This is a genomic window from Streptomyces sp. NPDC006879, from assembly GCF_042869595.1.
Taxonomy (GTDB): Bacteria; Actinomycetota; Actinomycetes; order Streptomycetales; family Streptomycetaceae; genus Streptomyces.
This window is the reverse complement of record NZ_JBIAGC010000008.1, coordinates 83,972-102,920: the sequence shown is the minus strand read 5'-3', so window position 1 is coordinate 102,920 and position 18,949 is coordinate 83,972. Positions and strand designations below refer to the sequence as shown.

Sequence of the window (18,949 nt, the reverse complement as noted above, 5' to 3'; positions counted from 1 at the left end):
GTGCCTGCCCGTGGTCCCCACGGGACGCGCACGGGCCGGTGTCTGTGCAAGCCGCCCCCACTGCGGTTTCCTGTGCGGCATGGACCTCTCGGCGCTGCGCAACCCCACGGGCGCCAAGGCTCGACGCGTACGCGCGGCGCTGCGTGCGCTCGCGGCCCTCGTGGTGGCCGTGGGAATCTTGGTGGTCACCTTGCTCGGGGTGGTCCGCGTCACCGTCTTGGACCGTCACTGGTACGGCTCGGTCCTGGAACGGCAGCGGGCCTACCACCGGGTGTACGACGAGGTGCTGGTCGACCCGCAGCTCAAGACCATCAGACGGGATCTGCTGGCCCGGCTCCCGGTCCCAGCCAACCAGGTCTCCTCCAACCTGCGCCTGGTGCTGCCACCCGCCACTTTGCACGGCATGACGGACACTCAGGTAAAGGGAATAGTCGCCTACTTGCGGGGTGACGTGGCGGAACTCCACTTCCTGATCGACCTCAAGCCGGTGGTCAACAACCTCGCCGGGCTCGCCGAGGTGTTCGCGGGGGACCTCATCGGGGACGTGCCTGCGATCACCACGGCCAACGCCCCCGAGCTGGTGGCCGGGCTACAGAAGGTCCTCGACGCCCTCGCCGAGGGGCGTAGCCCTGAGGGCATCCCCATGTTGCGGGTGGCCCCCGAGGCGGTCCCGGCGGTGGCCGACCTGATCATCGGCGCGCTACCGGCCAGCGGCGAACCAGGGCTACGGGCGGCGTTGATGGCGGCTTTGGAGAGCGGTGACGCGGCCGAAGTGGTCGCCCTGCTGGTTCCCGACGCGTTCCGCGGCGCCGTGCAGGGCGCCCGGGCGGGCCTCGCCGCCCAGAGCGACGGCCGGGCATGGGACCTGGTGATCGACGTGAGGGCGAAGGACACCTCGGTCAACCTCGGCCCGCTTCCACAGATCCGGGCCCTCACCGCCCACAGCGTGAACGGAACGCTCCTGTTCGCCGGTCTCGCCGTCTGCGCGGGCCTGTTGGCGCTGTGGATGACCTCGTCCGCCCGACGCCTGGGGCGACTCCGCAGCCCCGGTGTCGCGCTCGCCGTCGGAGGGCTGCTCTCCATGGCGGTCTGTCTGCTCACCTGGTCGGCGGTGCCCGAGCTGCTCCCGAACGACACGGGAGGTTGGGCGCCCTCGGTCCGCACCCTGGTCGACGATGTCCAGACCGACGCGCTCGGCGACTTCGCCGGTCTGTGGATCCTGGCCGCGATCGTGCCGGTGCTCGCCGGCGCCCTGCTCCTCGCGGTCGGGGTGGGGGCCGTTCGCAGGGCTGCCCGTCACGAACGGTCCACGCACCGCTCGCGGGCACGGACGTACAACGGGATGGCGGCGGCGGCAGTGGGGGCAAGTCTCGCCCTGACCGCCTTTATACCGGCTCCGACCAGCGGACACTCCGCCCGCGCGCTGCGTTGCAACGGCTCCGTCGGTCTCTGCGACCGCGGCTACGACCAGGTCGCCTATCTCACGGCCCACAACGCGATGTCCTCCACTTCGGCTCACTTCATCGGCCCCCTTCAGGATCCGAGCATCAGCACACAACTCGACTTGGGTGTAAGGGCCTTGATGCTGGACACCTACACGTGGGAGAGCCAGGCCGAGATCGCGGGGCGACTGACTGCGGGTGAACTCACCGACCGCCAGCGGCGGATCGTCGAATCGCTCATCGACCGGTACGCGCCGGCCCGCCCGGGCCTGTGGCTGTGTCACTCCGTCTGCCGAGCCGGAGCCATCCCCCTGGTCGACACCCTCCGGTCGATCGGGGCGTGGCTGCACGCCAACCCCCATGAGGTCCTCACTCTCATCGTCCAGGACGCCATCACCGGCCAGCAGATGGTGCAGGCGCTCGAAGAGGCCGGCCTGGGGCGAATGCTGGCCACGGCGCCCGAAGAGGAGGACGGGCCGTGGCCCACGCTGCGCGAAATGATCGCCGCCGACCAGCGCCTCGTGGTGTTCGCCGAACGGGCCGACGGCCCTGATCCGCGCTACCGGAACTTCTACCGGTACGCGATGGAGACGCCCTATTCGTACGCCAGTCCCGAACTCATGGACTGCGCGGCGCACCGCGGCGGAACCGACAAGCAACTGTTCCTGATGAACAACTTCGTCACCGACTCCGGTGGCAGCAGGCCCGCTGCCGCCCGCGTCAACCGTGCGTCCTTCATCGTGGACCGGGCTCACCGGTGCGCTGCCGAGCGGGGACGACCGGTCAACTTCGTCGCAGTCGACTACGTGACGATCGGTGACGCCCTGCGTGCCGTCGACGTCCTCAACTCCGAGCGGGGCGAGTCCACGGGGGAACCCGGCGGCTCGTGAAGTTCGTACCCGCGTACGTCTCACCGCGGGGCGCCCCCCGGGGCCACCGCCCGCCGTGGGCCGAAGACGTCGTGCACTGGGCCGATCCGCGGGCCGGCGCCCGTGACGCGGCAGCCCTCGAAGCCGTTCTACCCATGTCTGAGGGCTGTCCCGCACTGCCCGGTGGATCAGCGTGCGGCGTCAGATGCTGTGCATCGCAAGGCCGCGCGTCCGCCAGGTAGGTGCGGGACGGGCCTTGAGCTGCCAGGTGGCTGGGAAACCGCCCGCCAGGGGTGGGGAACGATCTCGGCCATCGTCCTGCGCCGCCCGAGCGGGTTCGGTGCCCGTTCGGCGCATACGGACGGGGCGGTGGCGACGCGGATCAGGTCCCCCGGGTGAAGCTCATGGCCAGGAGGCCGAGTCGCTGACGTAGGAGCCCGCCACATGTCCATGCCGCCGAACCCCTTGTTGGACCGTTCCTACCCGCCCCGGCGCTGGCAAGCGCTCATGGGGATGTGCCTGGCCGCGTCCATGGTGTGGCTGGCCTTCGCCGACTTCGCCGTGGTGGCCCCCACGGTCTCCCGTGAGCTCCCCGCGTCCTTGACCGACCTCCAGTGGGCGAACAACGCCTTCAGCCTCGCGGCAGGCGCTTCGGTGCTGTCGGCCGGAAGGATGGCAGACGTCTTCGGTCGCAAACGCATGCTGGTCATCGGCCTGGTGGGACTCGGGCTGCTCTCCCTGCTCACGGCATGGGCGCCCGACACCCTCGGGCTCATCGTCGGGCGCGCCCTGATGGGTGTGGCCGCCGCGTTGATCCTGCCGGCCACCCTGGCGTTGATCCCGCCGATGTTCCCGGTGGCGGAGCAGCCACGCGCCTTCGGGGTCTGGATGGCGGTGGCATGGGTCGGCCAGGCGGCCGGGCCGGCAGTGGGAGGGGTGCTGACCGCCCTGGCCGGCTGGCGTTCCACCCTCTGGATCAACGTCCCGCTGGCAGTGGCGGCCCTTTTCCTGGTGCGGCGGGCCGCGATCGAGTCCACCGACCCCACCGCGAAGCGGCACATCGACCTGCCCGGGCTCTTCACGAGCGCCGGGGCCGCGCTGTGTCTGCTCTACGCGTGCACGGCCGGGCAGGCACTCGGCTTCACGGACCCGCTGATCATCGGTCTGTTCTGCGGTGCGGTCCTCCTCGCGGCGTTCTTCCTCTGGTGGGAGAACCGGGCGTCCGATCCGCTGGTCGATCTTCGGCTCTTCGGCTCACGCCCGTTCTGCGGTGCCCTGACGGCCAACCTCGTGATGAACTTCGTCTTCGCCGGAGTCAGCTTCCTGCTCACGCTCTACCTCCAGGACGCGCGCGGCTACAGCCCCCTGGTGACCGGTCTGATGCTGCTGCCCTCCATCAGCACCATCTTGTTGTTCAACCCGGTGGGCGGGCGCGTGGCACGCACCCACGGCCCCCGGCTGCCCGTACGACTGGGAGTGCTGTTGCTCGGCATCGGAACCGTGGTGGCGGGCCTCGTCGCTCGCGAGTTCGTCTACGCCCTCGTGGTCGCCGGCCTGCTCGTCCTCGGTAGCGGGCTGGGTCTGATGTCGATTCCCCTGTCGAACACGGCGGTGGCTGGTCCGCCCGAAGAGCTCGCCGGCACAGCGTCGGGCATGTTCAAGGTGACCAGCATGCTGGGCGGGGCCTTCGGCGTCGCCGTGCTGGTGGCGGTGGAGCAGGCATGGGAGACCGAGCAAGCCGTCAGCCGGGCCAGAGCCGCTGGGCTGTCCGACTCCGACGTCAACGAACTGAGCAACGCGGTGACCGACTCGAAGCTCGCCAACCAGATCCTGGGATCGGTGGACGCTGCCACGCGCGAGGCCATCTCCACGGCTTACCGCGAGGTCGCTGCCGTCGGCACCGGCCACGCCATCGTCCTGGCCGGGGTGATCGCGACCCTGGCCGCCCTGGCCCTGCCCTTGATCTGGCGGGTTCCGGCTGCCCCGTCGTCCACGGAGGGCAGGAGCAAGGCGTAGGCCGGGGCTCACCGGCGCGCTCGGGTCTCCGCTCAGGTGGTGGGTGGCCGGCGGGCCGCCATCACCCGTAAGGGTCAAATATGTGCAAATAGGGGCATAAGATTAAGAAGGGAGTGCTTTCCGGAGGAAGGCGGCCAGCCATGGTCCAGGAACTGCTGACTGCGTTGGCACTCGCGGGCACGGCCGGCTTGTTGTACGTGGCGGCGGCGGCCCGCGTGGTCCGGCAGTACGAACGTGGCGTGGTCCTGCGCTTCGGTCGGTTGCGCGGCAACGTCCGGGGTCCTGGATTCGCCATGATCGTCCCTGGCGTGGACCGGATGCACAAGGTAAACATGCAGATCGTCACGATGCCGGTGCCCGCACAGGACGGCATCACCCGGGACAACGTCACCGTACGGGTGGACGCAGTGATCTACTTCAAGGTGGTCGATCCCGTTGACGCGATCATCCGGGTCGAGGACTACCGGTTCGCCGTCTCCCAGATGGCTCAGACCTCGCTGCGATCGATCCTCGGCAAGAGCGACCTGGACGAGCTGCTCTCCAACCGGGAGAAGCTCAACCAGGGCTTGGAGCTGATGATGGACAGCCCGGCCGTCGAATGGGGCGTCACCATCGACCGGGTCGAGATCAAGGACGTTTCCCTGCCCGAGACCATGAAGCGCTCCATGGCCCGCCAGGCGGAGGCCAACCGTGAGCGGCGGGCCCGTCTGATCAACGCGGACGCCGAGCTGCAGGCTTCCCGGAAGCTCGCCGAGGCGGCAGGAGTGATGTCGGAGCAGCCGGCCGCCCTCCAGCTCCGGCTGCTCCAGACCGTCGTCGCGGTGGCGGCCGAGAAGAACTCCACGCTGGTCCTGCCCTTCCCGGTGGAACTCCTGCGTTTCCTGGAGCGGGCCACCCCGTCCCAACGCATCACGCAGGAAGACGCCGCGCACCACGGCCACGCCCCTTCGTCGCCGCAGCGCGCAGGAGGGGGCGCCGAGGACCTGCAGGACGCGCAGGCTACCGGAGCGGATGCGCTTGAGTCCTTGTCCCTGGAGGCACCGGCCACCCCCGCCGAGCAGGAGTTCGAGCCCGGGGTGCCGACGGCCCGGCCCGAGCGGAGTTCCGCCTGAGCGCCCGCGTGCCGAGCGGTAACGCTCCCGTTGTCGTTGGCCCGGGCAGCCGTTTCATCAGGACGGTCGGGGCCGCTCGTTTGGCAGGGCGGTACGGGGCGCAGCCGGCAGCGGTGGCGTGCCCGCCCGCCGGAGGCGGTCTACGGTGGGCCCGGCGGCCGAATGGACATCGGTGGCCGGAAGTCGCCGGAGCGGGAGGGGAATGTGCAGCGGGCCCCGCCGGGAGCTACGGCAGCCCCTACGCTGAAGACCTCGGAGGTAGCGATGAACTGCTTCGAATGCCGACAGCTCTCCCAGACCGTGCGGACCGCCGAGGCGGTCTGCCGTCAGTGCGGAGTGGGGCTCTGTGCGGAACACCTGCGCGTCGAGACGACTGAGCTGCACCATCCGGCCGGGTTGGGAAGAAGCACCAGCCGGTTGCCGGCCCGACGGATCGTGTGCCCCGTCTGTGAACAGGCGGAGCGCAGCGAGTGACGGGTGGTCGACGCCTTGCAGGTCAGGCGTCACGACGACGCACGCCACACGACCGGCAACAAGCAGGCAGCCGTAGCCCGTTCTACGGGCCGGTCCGCGGCGGCGCGGAAGACAGGCGTGGACCAGGCGTGCATCAGACCTGAGGCATCGGGGCGCCGAGCGATCTGTCCCGGGCTGGTACCAGTACCTCGACGTCTGCCGGAGGGCGAGCTCAGACCGTGGGCAACTCGGTGAGCTCGCAGTTCACCGCGACCACGCCCTCGATGCCGCGCGCGAGGCGCACGGCCAGCGGCAACAGAGAAGTGTCGCGCACCTGTCCCGTCAGGGTCACCACACCGCGCGTGACCTCCACGGTGACGACCCGGTGGGAGAGGGGAAAGAGCGGCTCGACGACGTCCTCGCGGACCTCGGCGGCGAGCTCCTCGTCGGTACGCAGAAAGACCTTGAGGAGGTCGACGCGGCTGACGATGCCTTTCAAAGTACCTTGTGAGTCGACCACCGGGAGGCGCTTGATGAGCCGGTCGGTCATCAGGCGGGCTGCCTCCGGCAAGGTGGCGTCCGGACCGATGGTGACGGCCGGGCTGGTCATCAGCTCCTCGGCCCGCACCGACCCTGCCTTCGCGGTGTCGCCGAGACGGCGGATGCGTTCGGCGAAGGCCGGGCCGTGTTCGCGGAACTCCTCCTTGGGCAGCAGATCCGCCTCGGAGACGACGCCGACCACGTGCCCCTCCCCCTCGACGACGGGGACCGCGGTGACCTTCCACCGCTGCATGGCGGCGACGATCTCCTTGAACTCCGCGGTGGGCATGACGGCGATGACGCTCCTGGTCATCACGTCGTTGACGGTGAACGGGCGAGCGGTCATGGTGGGGTCCTCGGCGGGCGCGGGCGAGCGGCTTGCCGTCGCCGTGGGGGCGAACAAAATCGGCTGTGCGGGCGTGTCCTGGATCCAGGGGGCGCGTCGGCCAGCGGGGGACCCCGGAGCACACCGGCCCCTCCGCAGCCCGTCAGGGGCCGGCGTCTTCGGCGGGCGCGAATCGTGCAGGGCAGAGTCCCCCGGTTGCGCTGATGAGGGTCTGCGAAACCCTGGAAGGGCGGGCAACCGTGCCGACCGGCGCAGGTACCGTCGCTCGCCCCGCGTGGGACGGCTGGTGCTGACGCCTCTTCGTCAGGTGACGGTCCGGCGCAGCCGAAGCCGTGCGGGTCAGTCCGAGAGCAGGTGGCCATGGGGATCCCGGCCCTCCTTCCGACGGGATGCTTACCACCCTCACACTCCGGCGGCGGGATCGGGATGGACCGACAGGCCCCGCCCGGGGGCCGACCGGCCCCTGCTCCACCAGCCCGATGCGGGGCAGCCTTGCAGTGCGGCCACGGACGTAGGGACCGGAACGAGAAGACAGGAAGAGGGACGATGTCATGAAGGCACTCGTCTTCCAGGGACCAGGTCACATCGCGTGGCAGGACGTCGCGGACCCGAGCCTCAAGGACGCCGCTGACGCCGTCGTCCGCGTGGACACCGTCACCATCTGCGGAACCGACCTCCACATCGTCAAGGGGGACGTGCCCGAGGTGACACCCGGGCGGGTCCTGGGGCACGAGGCCGTGGGCACGGTGGTGGAAACCGGCGGTGACGTCCGCACGGTCCGCCCCGGAGACCGCGTGCTGATCTCCTGCATCTCCTCGTGCGGCCGGTGCCGCTTCTGTCGTGAGGCCCGCTACGGTCAGTGCCGCGGCGGCGGAGGCTGGGTGCTCGGCCACACCGTGGACGGCACCCAGGCCGAGTACGTGCGGGTGCCCTTCGCCGATCTGTCCGTACACCCGCTGCCGAGCACCGTGGACAGCTTTGACGCGATGCTGCTCGCGGACATCTACCCCACCGCCTACGAGGTGGGGGTGCTCAACGGTCAGGTCCGCCCCGGGGACACCGTCGTCGTGGTCGGTGCCGGCCCGATCGGACTCGCCGCCATCACCACCGCGGGCCTGTACAGCCCGGGTCGGATCATCGCCGTCGACTTGGCGGAGCCCCGGCTGGCCGCTGCCCGTTCCCTGGGAGCGGAAGCGACCGTGAACGCCGCGGAGGGCCCGGAGCGGCTGGTCGAGGACCTGACCGAGGGGCTCGGCGCCGATGTCGTCATCGAGGCGGTGGGGGAGCCCGAGTCCTTCGAGATGTGCACCCGCATGGTTCGCCCCGGCGGGCGGGTGGCGAACATCGGGGTCCACGGCAAACCGGCGCTCCTGCACCTCGAAGACCTGTGGATCAAGGATGTCACCTTGACCACCGGTCTGGTCGACACGTACTCGACCCCGATGCTGCTACGGATGTTGGCCGCCGGCCGTCTCCCCGCCGCCTCCCTGATCACCCACCGTTTCGAGCTGCGGCTGATGGAGGAGGCGTACGACGTGTTCTCCCACGCGGGCGATACCGGTGCACTCAAGGTGGCGCTGGGGGGCCCGCGGCACGACACCCTCAGCGTTGCCGCCCAACCGTGACTCGGACAGGACGTGAGGACCATGAGCGAAACCGGACCCGGAGTGGGCAACGCCCAGGTGACCGTGGGGCGCACCGACCTCGGGCGGCGCCTGGCCGCCCGCCGACAGGAACTGGGTCTCAGCCGGGAGGAGGTGGGCGAACGCTGCGGGGCGGACGGCTCCTACATCGCCTACCTTGAAGAACACGCCGCCGCACCCGCGATCGGCTCTCTCATCCGCCTCGCCGACGCGCTGGGCATCACCGTGGCGGAACTGACCGGCGCGGCGAGCGAGTACCCGGCGGGCAGGACCGCGGCCCTGCAAAACACCCGTCTCGTAAAGCTCTCCGAAGGTCAGTGCCGCCGGCTGCTGTCCACTCATGGCGTCGGCAGGATCGCCCTCTTCACCCGTGAGGGGCCGGCCATCTTCCCGGTGAACTACGTGGTGGCGGGCAAGGACATCGCCTTCCGGACCTCAGAGGACGCGTTGATGGCAACCGCTGCGGGAACGGAGGTGGCCTTCGAGATCGACCGCATCGACGACGCCCTGCGCACGGGCTGGAGCGTCATGGCGGTGGGCATGGTGGCCGGGGTCACGGACGCCGAGGAGCTCGGCAGGCTCTCTGCCCTCGCCTTCTCCCGCCCCTGGGCGGGAGGCCCGCGCACCCATTGGATGAAGATCGTTACTTCCCGCATCTCGGGGCGCCGCGTGGTGCAGCGGTGAAGCCGCTGCGTGCGGTGGTCCTCGACACCGACGGCGTCCTGCTGGACTCCGCGGCACTGCACGCCCAGGCTTGGAAGGAGGCCTTCGACGGCTGTCTCGCCGAGGCCTGCGCCGCGGGCGGACCGCCGCAAGCACCCTTCGACGCCGAGCGGGAGTACCGCGAGCTGGTGGACGGCAAGAGCCGCCTTGACGGCGCTCTCGCCTTCCTGGAATCCCGCGGGATCGAGCTGCCCCTAGGGACGCCGCAGGACCCACCGGGTTGCGCGACCGTGTGGGCGGTCGCGGGCCGCAAGGAGCAGGCCTTCACCCGGTCGCTGCGGGCGGGCGGAGTCGAACCGTTCCCGGAGGTGCGTCCGGCCCTGCAGCAGGCGCGCTCCCATGGGCTGCGGTGCGCTGCCGTGTCTGCCTCTCGACACGCCCGCGACCTGCTCGCCAGCGCGGGCCTGACCGATCTCTTCGACGAGACGGTGGACGGGGTGGACGCGGCGCGGCTCAAGCTGCCGGGCAAGCCCGACCCCGCCCTGTTCTTGACCGCGGCGGCGCGGCTGCGGGTTGATCCCGCCGAATCAGCCGTGGTGGAAGACGCCCTGGCGGGAGTGGAGGCGGGGCAGCGGGGCGGTTTCGCCATGGTCGTCGGTGTCGACCGCACGGGCGCGGTCCGCTCCGGTGCGGCCCTGCGCGCCCACGGGGCTGGCGCGGTGGCTGAGGACCTCCTGGCCGTCGTCCGCGAGCTGATCGGAGAACGGCCTTGAACGCACCCTGGATCTGGGCGTTCGACGGCTACGACCCCCAACGGGAACGCACCACCGAAGCCCTGTGCACCCTGGGCAACGGCCGCTTCGCCACCCGTGGCTCCGCACCCGAGAACAGCGCGGACACCATCCACTACCCGGGCACCTATGCAGCCGGCTGCTACAACTGGCTCGCCTCCCAGGTCGCGGGCCGGGAAGTCGGCAACGAGGACATGGTCCGGCTGCCCGACTGGACGCGCCTGCGCTACCGCTGCCACCCACAGGACGGGCCGCGAGGAGAATGGCTCTCGCCCGATCATCCGAGCCTGCGCCACCACCACGTGCTGCTCGACCTGCGGGGCGGTGTTCTCACCCGCAGAATGCTCTTCCAGGACGCAGCCGGTCGTCGGCTGAGCGTCACCCACACCAGGCTCGTCCACATGGCCGAGCCGCACCTCGCAGCTCAGCAGAGCACCTTCCGTGCTTTCGGCTGGAGCGGGACCGTCGAGGTCCAGAGCGTCCTCGACGGCGCGGTCTCCAACACGGGCGTCGAGCGCTACCGCGATCTCAACGGCGAACACCTGACGCCCCAGGAGTGGGGCTCGGACGGGAACGGCACCGCCTGGATCCGCTGCCGGACGCGCACCTCACGGATCGTCGTCGGCATGGCGGTGCGTACCGTGGCCCGTCCCCTCGGGGGTGTGGAAGTCGCCTCCTCGGGACCCAAGATGACCCAGACCCTCCAACTGCCGATCTCCCGTAGCCGGCCGGTGAAACTCGTGAAGTCCGCCGCCCTGTACACCTCCTTGGACCGACCCTTCGTCGACCCGCTCACGCAGGCGAGGGAACAGGCCGCCCACGCACCGGACTTCGGGACGCTGCTCGCTTCACAGCGTGCCACCTGGGCGCGGCTGTGGAGCCAGGGCGAGCTCAAAGTGCCTGGGGCGGCCGGCCGTATCCTTCGGCTCCACCTCTTCCACGTCCTGCAGACCCTCTCGCCCCACACCGCTGACCTCGATGCCGGTGTTCCGGCGCGGGGACTGCACGGCGAGGCGTACCGCGGGCACGTCTTCTGGGACGAGCTGTTCGTGCTGCCCTACCTCACGCTGCACTTCCCCGACGTGGCACGAGCCGTCCTGACGTACCGACACCGCCGACTGCCCCAGGCACGCGCTGCCGCGCTTCGGGCGGGCCTGCGCGGTGCCATGTTCCCCTGGCAGAGCGGTAGCACGGGCCAGGAGGAGACGCAGGCCCTGCACCTGAACCCGAGGTCGGGCCGCTGGCTACCCGACCACTCGCACACCCAGCGCCATGTGTGCTCCGCCATCGCATGGAACGTGTGGCGCTACGGTCGAACCACCGCCGACGAAGGCTTCATCCAGGGGCCCGGGGCGGAACTCCTGCTGAACGTGGCCCGGTTCTGGGGCAGCATCGCCACCTACGACGATTGCCTGGGCCGCTACCGGATCCGCGGTGTGATGGGGCCGGATGAGTACCACGACGCCTACCCCGATGCCGCTCGTCCGGGCATCGACGACAACACCTACACCAACGTCACCGCCGCCTGGGTCCTGACCAGGGCCAGGGAACTCCTCGACTCCCTGCCTCCGGCACGCCGAAGCGAACTGGTGCAGCAGATCGGGCTGGAGGAGGACGTGCTGGAGCGCTGGGAAGACGTCTCGCGCCGCCTGTACATCCCCTTCCACCGAGGCGTCATCAGCCAGTTCGAAGGATACGGCGAACTCGCTGAACTCGACTGGGACGCCTACCGCGCCCGCTACCCGCAGATCCGGCGCCTGGACCGGATCCTGGAAGCGGAAGGGGACGCAGTCAACCGGTACCAGGCATCGAAGCAGGCCGACACCCTGATGCTCGGATACCTGTTCCGCCCGCCGGAACTCCAAGCGCTCTTCGGGCGCCTCGGCTACCGGCTCGACGAGGACGTGTGGCGCGCGACGGTCTCGTACTACCTACGACGAACCAGCCACGGGTCGACGCTCAGCGGGCTGGTCCACGGCTGGATCCTCGCCGGGCAGCAGGGCGTCCAGGCTTGGCGGTACTGCGAAGAAGCGCTGCGCAGCGACGTGAACGACATCCAGGGGGGAACCACGGGGGAGGGCATTCACCTGGGTGCCATGGCGGGCACCCTCGACCTCATCGAGCGAGGCATCGCAGGCCTGGAAACGGGGCCCGACGGCCTGCGCATCGATCCCGTCCCGCTCCGGGAGGTGCCGCGTGCCTCCTTCACCGTCTGCTGTCGCGGTCACCGGGGAATCCGGGTCCAGCTCCTGCCCGGCCGGGTGGGGATCAGCGTTCCCGCCGCGGTGGACGTCAGCCCCCTGACCGTGCATCTACCTGGGGGCCGGTCGGTGACGGTACCTGCCGGGCAGCAGCGCTGGTTCCGCCTCGGCGCCCTCCCGTAGTTCGCCCCGAGCTCTTCTTGCCCGCGGTGGCGGGCCCCACCCGCCACCCGCCACCCGGGTGACCCGGTCCGTCGGGCCCTTTGAGGGCTGGTGCGGGCCGGGTAGGCAGCGGTCGGGGTCGACCCCGACTCGCGTGCCCTGCCCGTAGACGGCCAGATGCGCGTCGAGCCGGGTGTGTGGGGCATCGGCGACGTCACCGGTCGTGGGCTGTTCACCCATATGGCGATGTACCAGGCCGAGATCGCCGTCCGTGACATCCTCGGCCGGCCGGGCCCCGATGCCGACTACCGCGCTGTCCCCCGGGTGACCTTCAGCGATCCGGAGGTCGGCTCCGTGGGGCTGACCGAGCGCGCCGCCCGCGACCTGGGGGTGCGGGTGCGCAGCGGTACCGCGCTGGTGCCTGCCTCAGCGCGCGGCTGGATCCACAAGGCCGGCAACGACGGGCTGGTCAAACTCGTCGAGGACGCCGACCGTGGCGTCCTCGTCGGGGCCACCTCGGTCGGCCCGACCGGAGGAGAGGTCCTCTTCGGGCTGGCTGTCGCCGTCGCGAACGAGGTACCGGTCGAGGGGCTTCGGAACATGGTGTTCGCCTACCCCACCTTCCGCCGGGCGGTCGCGGACGCCCTGGCCGACCTCGGGGACGACTAACCGACCCGGCCCGGGCCAGAAACCCTCAAAGGGCCCATCCGGACGGGCTCGCGACAGGGCCCTTCGGCCCCTTCGCGGACCCAGGGTGGGCCTGCACGACCACCTCGACTGGTGTCAGGGTGGAAGGAGACCCTCAGCGGACCTGGGCGAGGAGGAATCATGGAAGGCACTGTCGGCCGCGTGGAACTCGGTCCTCTCGTCGTCGGTATCGACGGCTCCGAGCCGGCACGACGGGCGGCGCTGTGGGCCGGGGCGGAGGCCGCCCGCCGGGAGCGCTCCCTGCACCTCCTCCACGCCGGGGAAACGGACGGTTGGGCCGCGCACTACCTGGCGGCCGACAGCATCGACCGTATCCGCAGCGCAGGCGACCAACTGCTCCAGAACACCGCCGCGGCGATCACCGAGCGGTACCCCGCGGTCAAGGTCAGCACCGAGTTCAGCTCGGGTGCGCCGGCCGTCAGCCTGCATCGGGCCGCCGCCTCGTCGAGCACCATCGTCGTCGGCAGTCGGGGCCTGGGCGGGTTCAAGGTCCTGCTGCTGGGATCGGTCGTGTTGGAGGTGGCCGGAGGCGCGCGGACCCCCGTCATCGTGGTCCGGGGCGAGGTGGGCGAGGAGGAGAGGGGTGTCGTCCTGGCCGCCGTCCGAGACGGGGCGGACCTGGACTGTGCCCGGTACGCGGCCCGCGAGGCCGAGCTGCGCCGGGCCAGCTTGCGGCTGCTCCACGTGTGGAGCGTCCTGCAGTCCGTCGGGAACGTGGTGACCATGCTCGACGACGTCACGGAGATCGCCGGTGAGCACCTCCAACAGGTGACCGCGCTGGCCGACCGGATCCGCGAGGAGTTCCCAGGACTGACCGTGCACGCGGACGCTGAGAAGAGCACCTCCGTGGCCGGCACGCTGGTCGAGGCGAGCGGTCACGCGGACCTCCTGGTGATGGGGGGCCGACACTCGACCGGCATGATCGGCGCCGCCCTGGGGCGGGCCGCGCACAGCTGCCTGCACCACGCGCAGTGCCCGGTCCAGCTCATCGCCCACCCCGCCCACGAGGCCGAGGGGGTCGGCTGAGCGAAGGCTCTCAAGCCTGCGGCCACCGTCCGTAAGGAGCGCCCGGGGCGGCCTCCGGCCGGTGCGGCCCCGGGACGGGCTGCGTCTGACGCAGCCGCGTCGGCCCACCAGCGCCGCGCGACCAGGCGCGGTGGCTCAGGCCCTGGGCCCCTAAGGGCGGTCCTCGGGGGCCTGGGCCGGTTCGAAATGACCGGTGGGAGCCGTCCGACTACCGTGGGAACCCTTACGAAGCATCGGATCCCGTGACGACACGCCGGAGGCCCGCATGGTCGGCGAGGGCCGCGACGCCGAGGACCATGCGGTTCCCCGGCTGCGGTTGGACGAGCTGCTCGACGAGCTCCAGATCCGCGTCGATGAGGTGCGCGGCACCAGGGACCATCTGAACGGGCTGCTGAAGGCCGTGATGGCGGTCGGCCGGGAGCTTGATCTGTCGCAGGTGCTGCACGGCATCGTAGAAGCAGCCGTCGCGCTCGTGGACGCCGAGTACGGGGCCCTCGGAGTGATCGGGGAGGACCACAGGCTCGCTGCCTTCCTGCCCGTGGGTGTCAGCGACGAAGCCCGCGCCCAGATCGGTCAACTCCCCTCCGGACACGGCATCCTCGGCCTGCTGATCCAGGACCCGCAGCCGTTGCGGCTGTCCGAGATCGCCGACCACCCCGCCGCCTTCGGTTTTCCCGCCCACCATCCACCGATGCACTCCTTCCTCGGTGTCCCGATCCGGGTGCGCGAGGAGGTGTTCGGCAACCTCTACCTGACGCAGAAGCGCGGCGGCGGGGAGTTCGACGCGCAGGACGAAGCGGTGCTGTCCACGCTGGCCGTCGCGGCCGGCATCGCCATCGAGAACGCCCGCCTCTTCGAAGAGGTGCGGCTGCGCGAGCGCTGGCAGGCGGCCAGCTCCGACTTCACCAGCGCGCTGCTCTCCGGGTCCGACGAGCGGGTCGTACTGAAAGGGATGCTGGAGCGGGCCCGCGAGCTCGCGGCGGCCGAGCTCGCGGTGTTCCACCTCCTGGGGGACGGCGCCGCGGTGCGGGACTCACTGGCCGCCGGCGAGGGCGCCCAATCCCATGAGAGCGCGCCCCCGGCCAACACCGGAGGGACTCTCATCGAAGACGCCCTCGCCGTGCACGGACCCCTCGTGGTGCCCGACATCGCGCAGGACCCGCGCGCTCCGGCGCGCGCGGAGCGGTGGGCGGGGTTCGGCCCGGCCGTGATCCTCACCGTGGACACCGAGCAGAAGCGCAGCGGGGTCCTGGTCCTGGCCCGCCGTGCGGGGCGGCAGCCCTTCACCGCCGTGGAGAGGGCGGCGCTCGCCGAGTTCGCCCGTCAGGCAGCGCTCGCGCTGAACTCGCCGAACGCCGTCGCGAGGCAGAGCAGTTGACCCTCCTGGAGGACCACGACCGGATCGCCCGGGACCTGCACGACCTGGCGATCCAACGGTTGTTCGCCACCGGGATGACCTTGCAGAGTGCGCAGCGCCTGGTCGAGCATCCGGCGGCGTCCGAAAGGCTCGCCCGGGCGATCGACGACCTGGACACCACCATCAAGATCATCCGTTCCACCATCTTCGGTCTGCGCGCCCATGGACCACGTGGTGCACCACCGAAACTGCGGCTGCTCGTCGTACGGGCCATCGACGAAGCCGCCCAGACGCTCGGGTTCTCCCCGGCCCTGCGCATGGAGGGCCTGATCGACACCGAGGTGCCCTCCTCGGTCGCCGACGACGTGCTCGCCGTGATCGGGGAAGCACTGGTCAACGTCGCTTGCCATGCACGGGCATCGAAGGCCGAGGTGTCCGTGGAGGCAACTGAAGCGGAGGTGGTGGTCACGGTGAGCGATGACGGGGTGGGGATGCCGCCGGGCCCGCGGCGCAGTGGACTGCGCAATCTCGCCGAGCGGGCCGAACGGCTCGGTGGCACCCTCACCCTCTCGCAGCCGGGACGGACGAGGTCAGGCACCTGCCTGCGGTGGCGCGTACCGCTGTCCGCCACCCCGTGAGCCACGGTCCACCGCCCCGGCCTCAAATGCCGTGCCCTTCTCGATCCGGCTCCTGCACCTCGGCGGCGATGACGGCTGCCTGGACGCGACGCTGCACTCCGAGCTTGCCCAACAGCCGTGAAATATGGTTCTTCACCGTCTTTTCGGACAAGTAGAGACGTTCGGCGATCTGCCGGTTGGTGAGGCCCTCACCGATGAGGACCAAAACCGCGCGCTCGCGTTCGGTCAGCACCGATAGCCGGGCGTCCCGCGGTGGCGCGAGCGGCTGCGGTTCGCGCAGGGAGTGGATGAGTCGCGCCGTGGTGGCGGGGTCCAACATGGACCGTCCGGTGGCCACCGTCCGCACGGCCGAGACCAGATCCGTCCCCTTGATCTCCTTGAGGACGTACCCGGCCGCCCCGGCCATGATCGCATCGAGAAGCGCCTCCTCGTCATCGAAGGACGTCAGCATCAAGCAGGCGAGGTCGGGCATCGAGGAGCGCAGCTCGCGACAGACGGTGATACCGTCGCCGTCGGGCAGTCGGACGTCGAGCACGGCCACCTGGGGCCGCAGCGCAGGCCCACGGGCGAGCGCCTGCTGCGCCGTCGCCGCCTCACCGACCACCTCGATGTCAGGTTCGGCGTCGAGGAGGTCCGTCAGGCCGCGGCGGACCACCTCGTGGTCATCGAGGAGGAAGACCCTGATCGGCGATTCGACTGCGGGAGCCGACACCTCGGACATACGCACCTCTGCACTGTTTCATTCGGTCCCACTGCCTTTCTTCTGAATTGTCTCAGGCAGGCGGCCGGTGCACCCGGTCAAGGGGGCGCCGCACACCGCTCGATCCGGCCACGACGCGCCGCCGGCCTCCTGCGGGCCCTCTGGCGACCACACTCCGCACGTCGCACTGGAGGTCGGGTACTTCAGCGGTGCTGCGCGGCGCGGGCTGCGCGGGCCGGCGGCGCCCCTACGGGAGTCTGAGCGAAGCCGATCGGAGGGAACGGGCGATGCAATGGCTGGTGACGGTCGCGGGCGCGGCGATGGTGCTGCTGATCCTGCGCGATGTCTTCCACACCCTGTGGCACCCGACGCGCCACGGCGGTCTGAGCCGGCTGGTGATGAGTGCGTTCTGGCGGGTGTCCTTCGCATCCGGCTCGCGACACCGGGCCTCCGGCCTGGCCGGTCCGCTCGCCATGGTGACCGTCGGCGCGCTGTGGGCCCTGACGGTGGTGGCAGGCTGGGCGCTGATCTACTGGCCACAGCTGCCCGACGGGTTCGGGTACGCCAACGGGCTGCGGCCCGCCGAGCACGCCGGCCCGCTGGACGCCGTCTACATCTCCCTGGTCACCGTCTCCACGCTGGGCCTGGGGGACATCGCGCCCACCGAGGGCTGGCTGCGCGTCCTGGCTCCTCTGGAAGGGCTCGTCGGGTTCGCGCTGCTGACCGCGATGGTCGCCTGGACACTGGGCATCTACCCGGCGCTGGCGCGCCGCAGGGCGCTCGCCTTGCGGCTGTGTCAGCTCTCCCGCGCCCGTGGGGACGCGGCGCCCGCCGACGCTGCGGCCGGCGTAGACCTTCTGGGGGAAGTGGCGGCACTCCTCGCGGTGGTCACGGTCGACTTCCTCCAGTACGCGGAGTCCTACTACTTCTACGACGGCGATGACCGGACCTCGCTGGCCGGTCACCTCCAGTACGCACAAGACCTCGCAGAACGAGGCGCCCTCGCCCAGTCACAGGAGGTCCGCAACGCCGCCGCGGTGCTGCACACCGCCCTCGACGACCTCGCCGACATTCTGGACGAACGCTTCCTGCACACCGGTGGCCCCACACGGCTCACGCTGGAGGCCTTCGCGAACGACCACGGACGGCGCGCGGGCGCCGGTCACTCCATCAAGGGCTGAACTCGCTCGTTCGAGGCCACCGGGGCTACGCCGCGGCACTGGACAATGGGGCCATCTGTTCGATCGGGAAGAGGGAGATGTCGTGCCCCCGTACGACCTTGCCGACCGCCTCGTCGTCGGCGTCGCCTCCAGCGCCCTGTTCGACCTGACGGAGGCCGATGCGGTCTTCCGTGAGGAGGGGGAGGCGAGCTACCGCGCCTACCAGGAAGAGCACATGGGGCACACCTTGGAACCCGGCGTGGCTTACCCGTTCATCCGCAGGTTGCTGTCGCTCAACTCCCTGAACCCGACCGAGGACCCGCTGGTCGAAGTGATAGTCCTCTCACGCAACGACCCGGACACCGGGCTGCGGGTGATGCGGTCCATCCAAACCCACGACCTGCCGATCACCCGTGCCATCTTCACGCAGGGCCGCTCACCCCACCACTACGTGCCGGTGCTCAACATGTCCTTGTTCCTGTCCGCGAACGAGAGCGACGTCCGCGACGCCGTCGACTCGGGCCTGCCGGCCGGCTACGTACTGGGGTCGCCGTCGGCGGACGACACCGAGGACCAGGAGCTCAGGATCGCTTTCGACTTCGACGGGGTCCTCGCCGATGACAGCGCCGAACGGATCTACCAGAGCGACGGCCTGGCCACCTTCCGCACCCACGAGAGCACGAACGCGGCCACACCGCACGCCCCGGGGCCGTTGCGTGACTTCCTGGCCGGCGTCAACAGGGTCCAACAGCGCGAGGAGGAACGACAGCGACAGGACCCGGACTACCGGATCCGGGTGCGCGTTTCCCTGGTGACGGCCCGGAACGCACCCGCCCATGAGCGAGCGGTGCGCAGTCTCAAGGACTGGGGCGTGACGGTGAACGACGCCTTCTTCCTCGGAGGCATCGACAAGGGCGAGATCATCGGCGTCCTCAGGCCGCACATCTTCTTCGACGACCAGATCGGCCATCTGGTGGGGACCGCTCGCAACGCGCCCAGTGTGCACGTCCCCTTCGGCAAGGTGAACGAGATCAGCGCTTCCTGATGCCTGCCCGCGGGCGGGCGGCGGCGGTCCCGGTGGGCGAGTCCGCCGCCGCATCCACGATCGACCGAGCGCGGGCC

The 18,949-nt window shown here is 70.4% G+C and carries 14 protein-coding genes and 1 pseudogene; 13 read left to right on the top strand and 2 right to left on the bottom strand.

Going from position 1 to position 18,949, the window contains the following annotated elements:
* The first annotated feature begins 79 nt into the window (after positions 1-79).
* The 4 genes from ACFYMC_RS09160 to ACFYMC_RS09145 all read left to right on the top strand — a co-directional run bounded on the left by ACFYMC_RS09160 (position 80) and on the right by ACFYMC_RS09145 (position 5,913).
* The gene (locus ACFYMC_RS09160; RefSeq protein WP_388521144.1) at positions 80-2,332 is read left to right on the top strand and encodes a hypothetical protein; all 2,253 of its coding nucleotides are present in this window, start codon (positions 80-82) and stop codon (positions 2,330-2,332) included.
* A 423-nt stretch (positions 2,333-2,755) separates the two neighbouring features.
* A complete protein-coding gene (locus ACFYMC_RS09155; RefSeq protein ID WP_388521142.1) occupies positions 2,756-4,327 on the top strand; it encodes an MFS transporter in 1,572 nt (523 codons plus the stop codon).
* A 140-nt stretch (positions 4,328-4,467) separates the two neighbouring features.
* Entirely contained in the window at positions 4,468-5,439 is a 972-nt protein-coding gene (locus ACFYMC_RS09150) for a slipin family protein (protein WP_388521140.1), read from the top strand.
* 264 nt (positions 5,440-5,703) lie between these two features.
* Positions 5,704-5,913 (top strand): DUF2180 family protein, encoded by a 210-nt coding sequence (locus ACFYMC_RS09145; protein ID WP_388521137.1) that lies wholly within the window; start codon positions 5,704-5,706, stop codon positions 5,911-5,913.
* A 211-nt stretch (positions 5,914-6,124) separates the two neighbouring features.
* Here ACFYMC_RS09145 and ACFYMC_RS09140 read toward each other — a convergent pair whose 3' ends face one another.
* Entirely contained in the window at positions 6,125-6,778 is a 654-nt protein-coding gene (locus ACFYMC_RS09140) for a CBS domain-containing protein (RefSeq protein WP_388521134.1), read from the bottom strand.
* Between the two features lie 551 nt (positions 6,779-7,329).
* On the opposite strand from ACFYMC_RS09140, the gene ACFYMC_RS09135 reads away from it, so the two are divergent.
* The 7 genes and pseudogenes from ACFYMC_RS09135 to ACFYMC_RS09105 all read left to right on the top strand — a co-directional run bounded on the left by ACFYMC_RS09135 (position 7,330) and on the right by ACFYMC_RS09105 (position 15,967).
* Entirely contained in the window at positions 7,330-8,403 is a 1,074-nt protein-coding gene (locus ACFYMC_RS09135; protein ID WP_388521131.1) for a zinc-dependent alcohol dehydrogenase family protein, read from the top strand.
* 21 nt (positions 8,404-8,424) lie between these two features.
* Entirely contained in the window at positions 8,425-9,105 is a 681-nt protein-coding gene (locus tag ACFYMC_RS09130; RefSeq protein WP_388521128.1) for a helix-turn-helix domain-containing protein, read from the top strand.
* The gene (locus ACFYMC_RS09125; protein ID WP_388521125.1) at positions 9,102-9,857 is read left to right on the top strand and encodes an HAD family hydrolase; all 756 of its coding nucleotides are present in this window, start codon (positions 9,102-9,104) and stop codon (positions 9,855-9,857) included. The genes ACFYMC_RS09130 and ACFYMC_RS09125 overlap by 4 nt, the downstream gene beginning before the upstream one ends.
* Positions 9,854-12,259: a glycoside hydrolase family 65 protein gene (locus tag ACFYMC_RS09120; protein ID WP_388521122.1), complete on the top strand. Its 2,406-nt coding sequence runs from the start codon at positions 9,854-9,856 to the stop codon at positions 12,257-12,259. Before ACFYMC_RS09125 ends, ACFYMC_RS09120 begins: the two co-directional genes overlap by 4 nt.
* Positions 12,260-12,415: 156 nt before the next feature.
* Positions 12,416-12,907: a hypothetical protein gene (locus ACFYMC_RS09115; protein WP_388521120.1), complete on the top strand. Its 492-nt coding sequence runs from the start codon at positions 12,416-12,418 to the stop codon at positions 12,905-12,907.
* Between the two features lie 159 nt (positions 12,908-13,066).
* Positions 13,067-13,972 carry a universal stress protein gene (locus ACFYMC_RS09110; RefSeq protein ID WP_388521117.1) on the top strand — a complete coding sequence of 302 codons (906 nt, stop codon included), beginning with the start codon at positions 13,067-13,069 and terminating at the stop codon, positions 13,970-13,972.
* A gap of 265 nt (positions 13,973-14,237) precedes the next feature.
* Positions 14,238-15,967, top strand: a pseudogene (locus ACFYMC_RS09105) (GAF domain-containing protein).
* Positions 15,968-15,989: 22 nt separating this feature from the next.
* Here the strand turns inward: ACFYMC_RS09105 and ACFYMC_RS09100 are convergent.
* Positions 15,990-16,688, bottom strand: a complete 699-nt coding sequence (locus ACFYMC_RS09100; protein WP_388521389.1) for a response regulator — start codon at positions 16,686-16,688, stop codon at positions 15,990-15,992.
* A 266-nt stretch (positions 16,689-16,954) separates the two neighbouring features.
* On the opposite strand from ACFYMC_RS09100, the gene ACFYMC_RS09095 reads away from it, so the two are divergent.
* Together ACFYMC_RS09095 and ACFYMC_RS09090 are read left to right on the top strand one after the other, a co-directional pair.
* Positions 16,955-17,848, top strand: coding sequence for a potassium channel family protein (locus ACFYMC_RS09095; protein ID WP_388521114.1), 894 nt, complete (start codon positions 16,955-16,957; stop codon positions 17,846-17,848).
* 82 nt (positions 17,849-17,930) lie between these two features.
* A complete protein-coding gene (locus ACFYMC_RS09090) occupies positions 17,931-18,872 on the top strand; it encodes a 5'-nucleotidase (RefSeq protein WP_388521111.1) in 942 nt (313 codons plus the stop codon).
* Positions 18,873-18,949 lie beyond the last annotated feature (77 nt).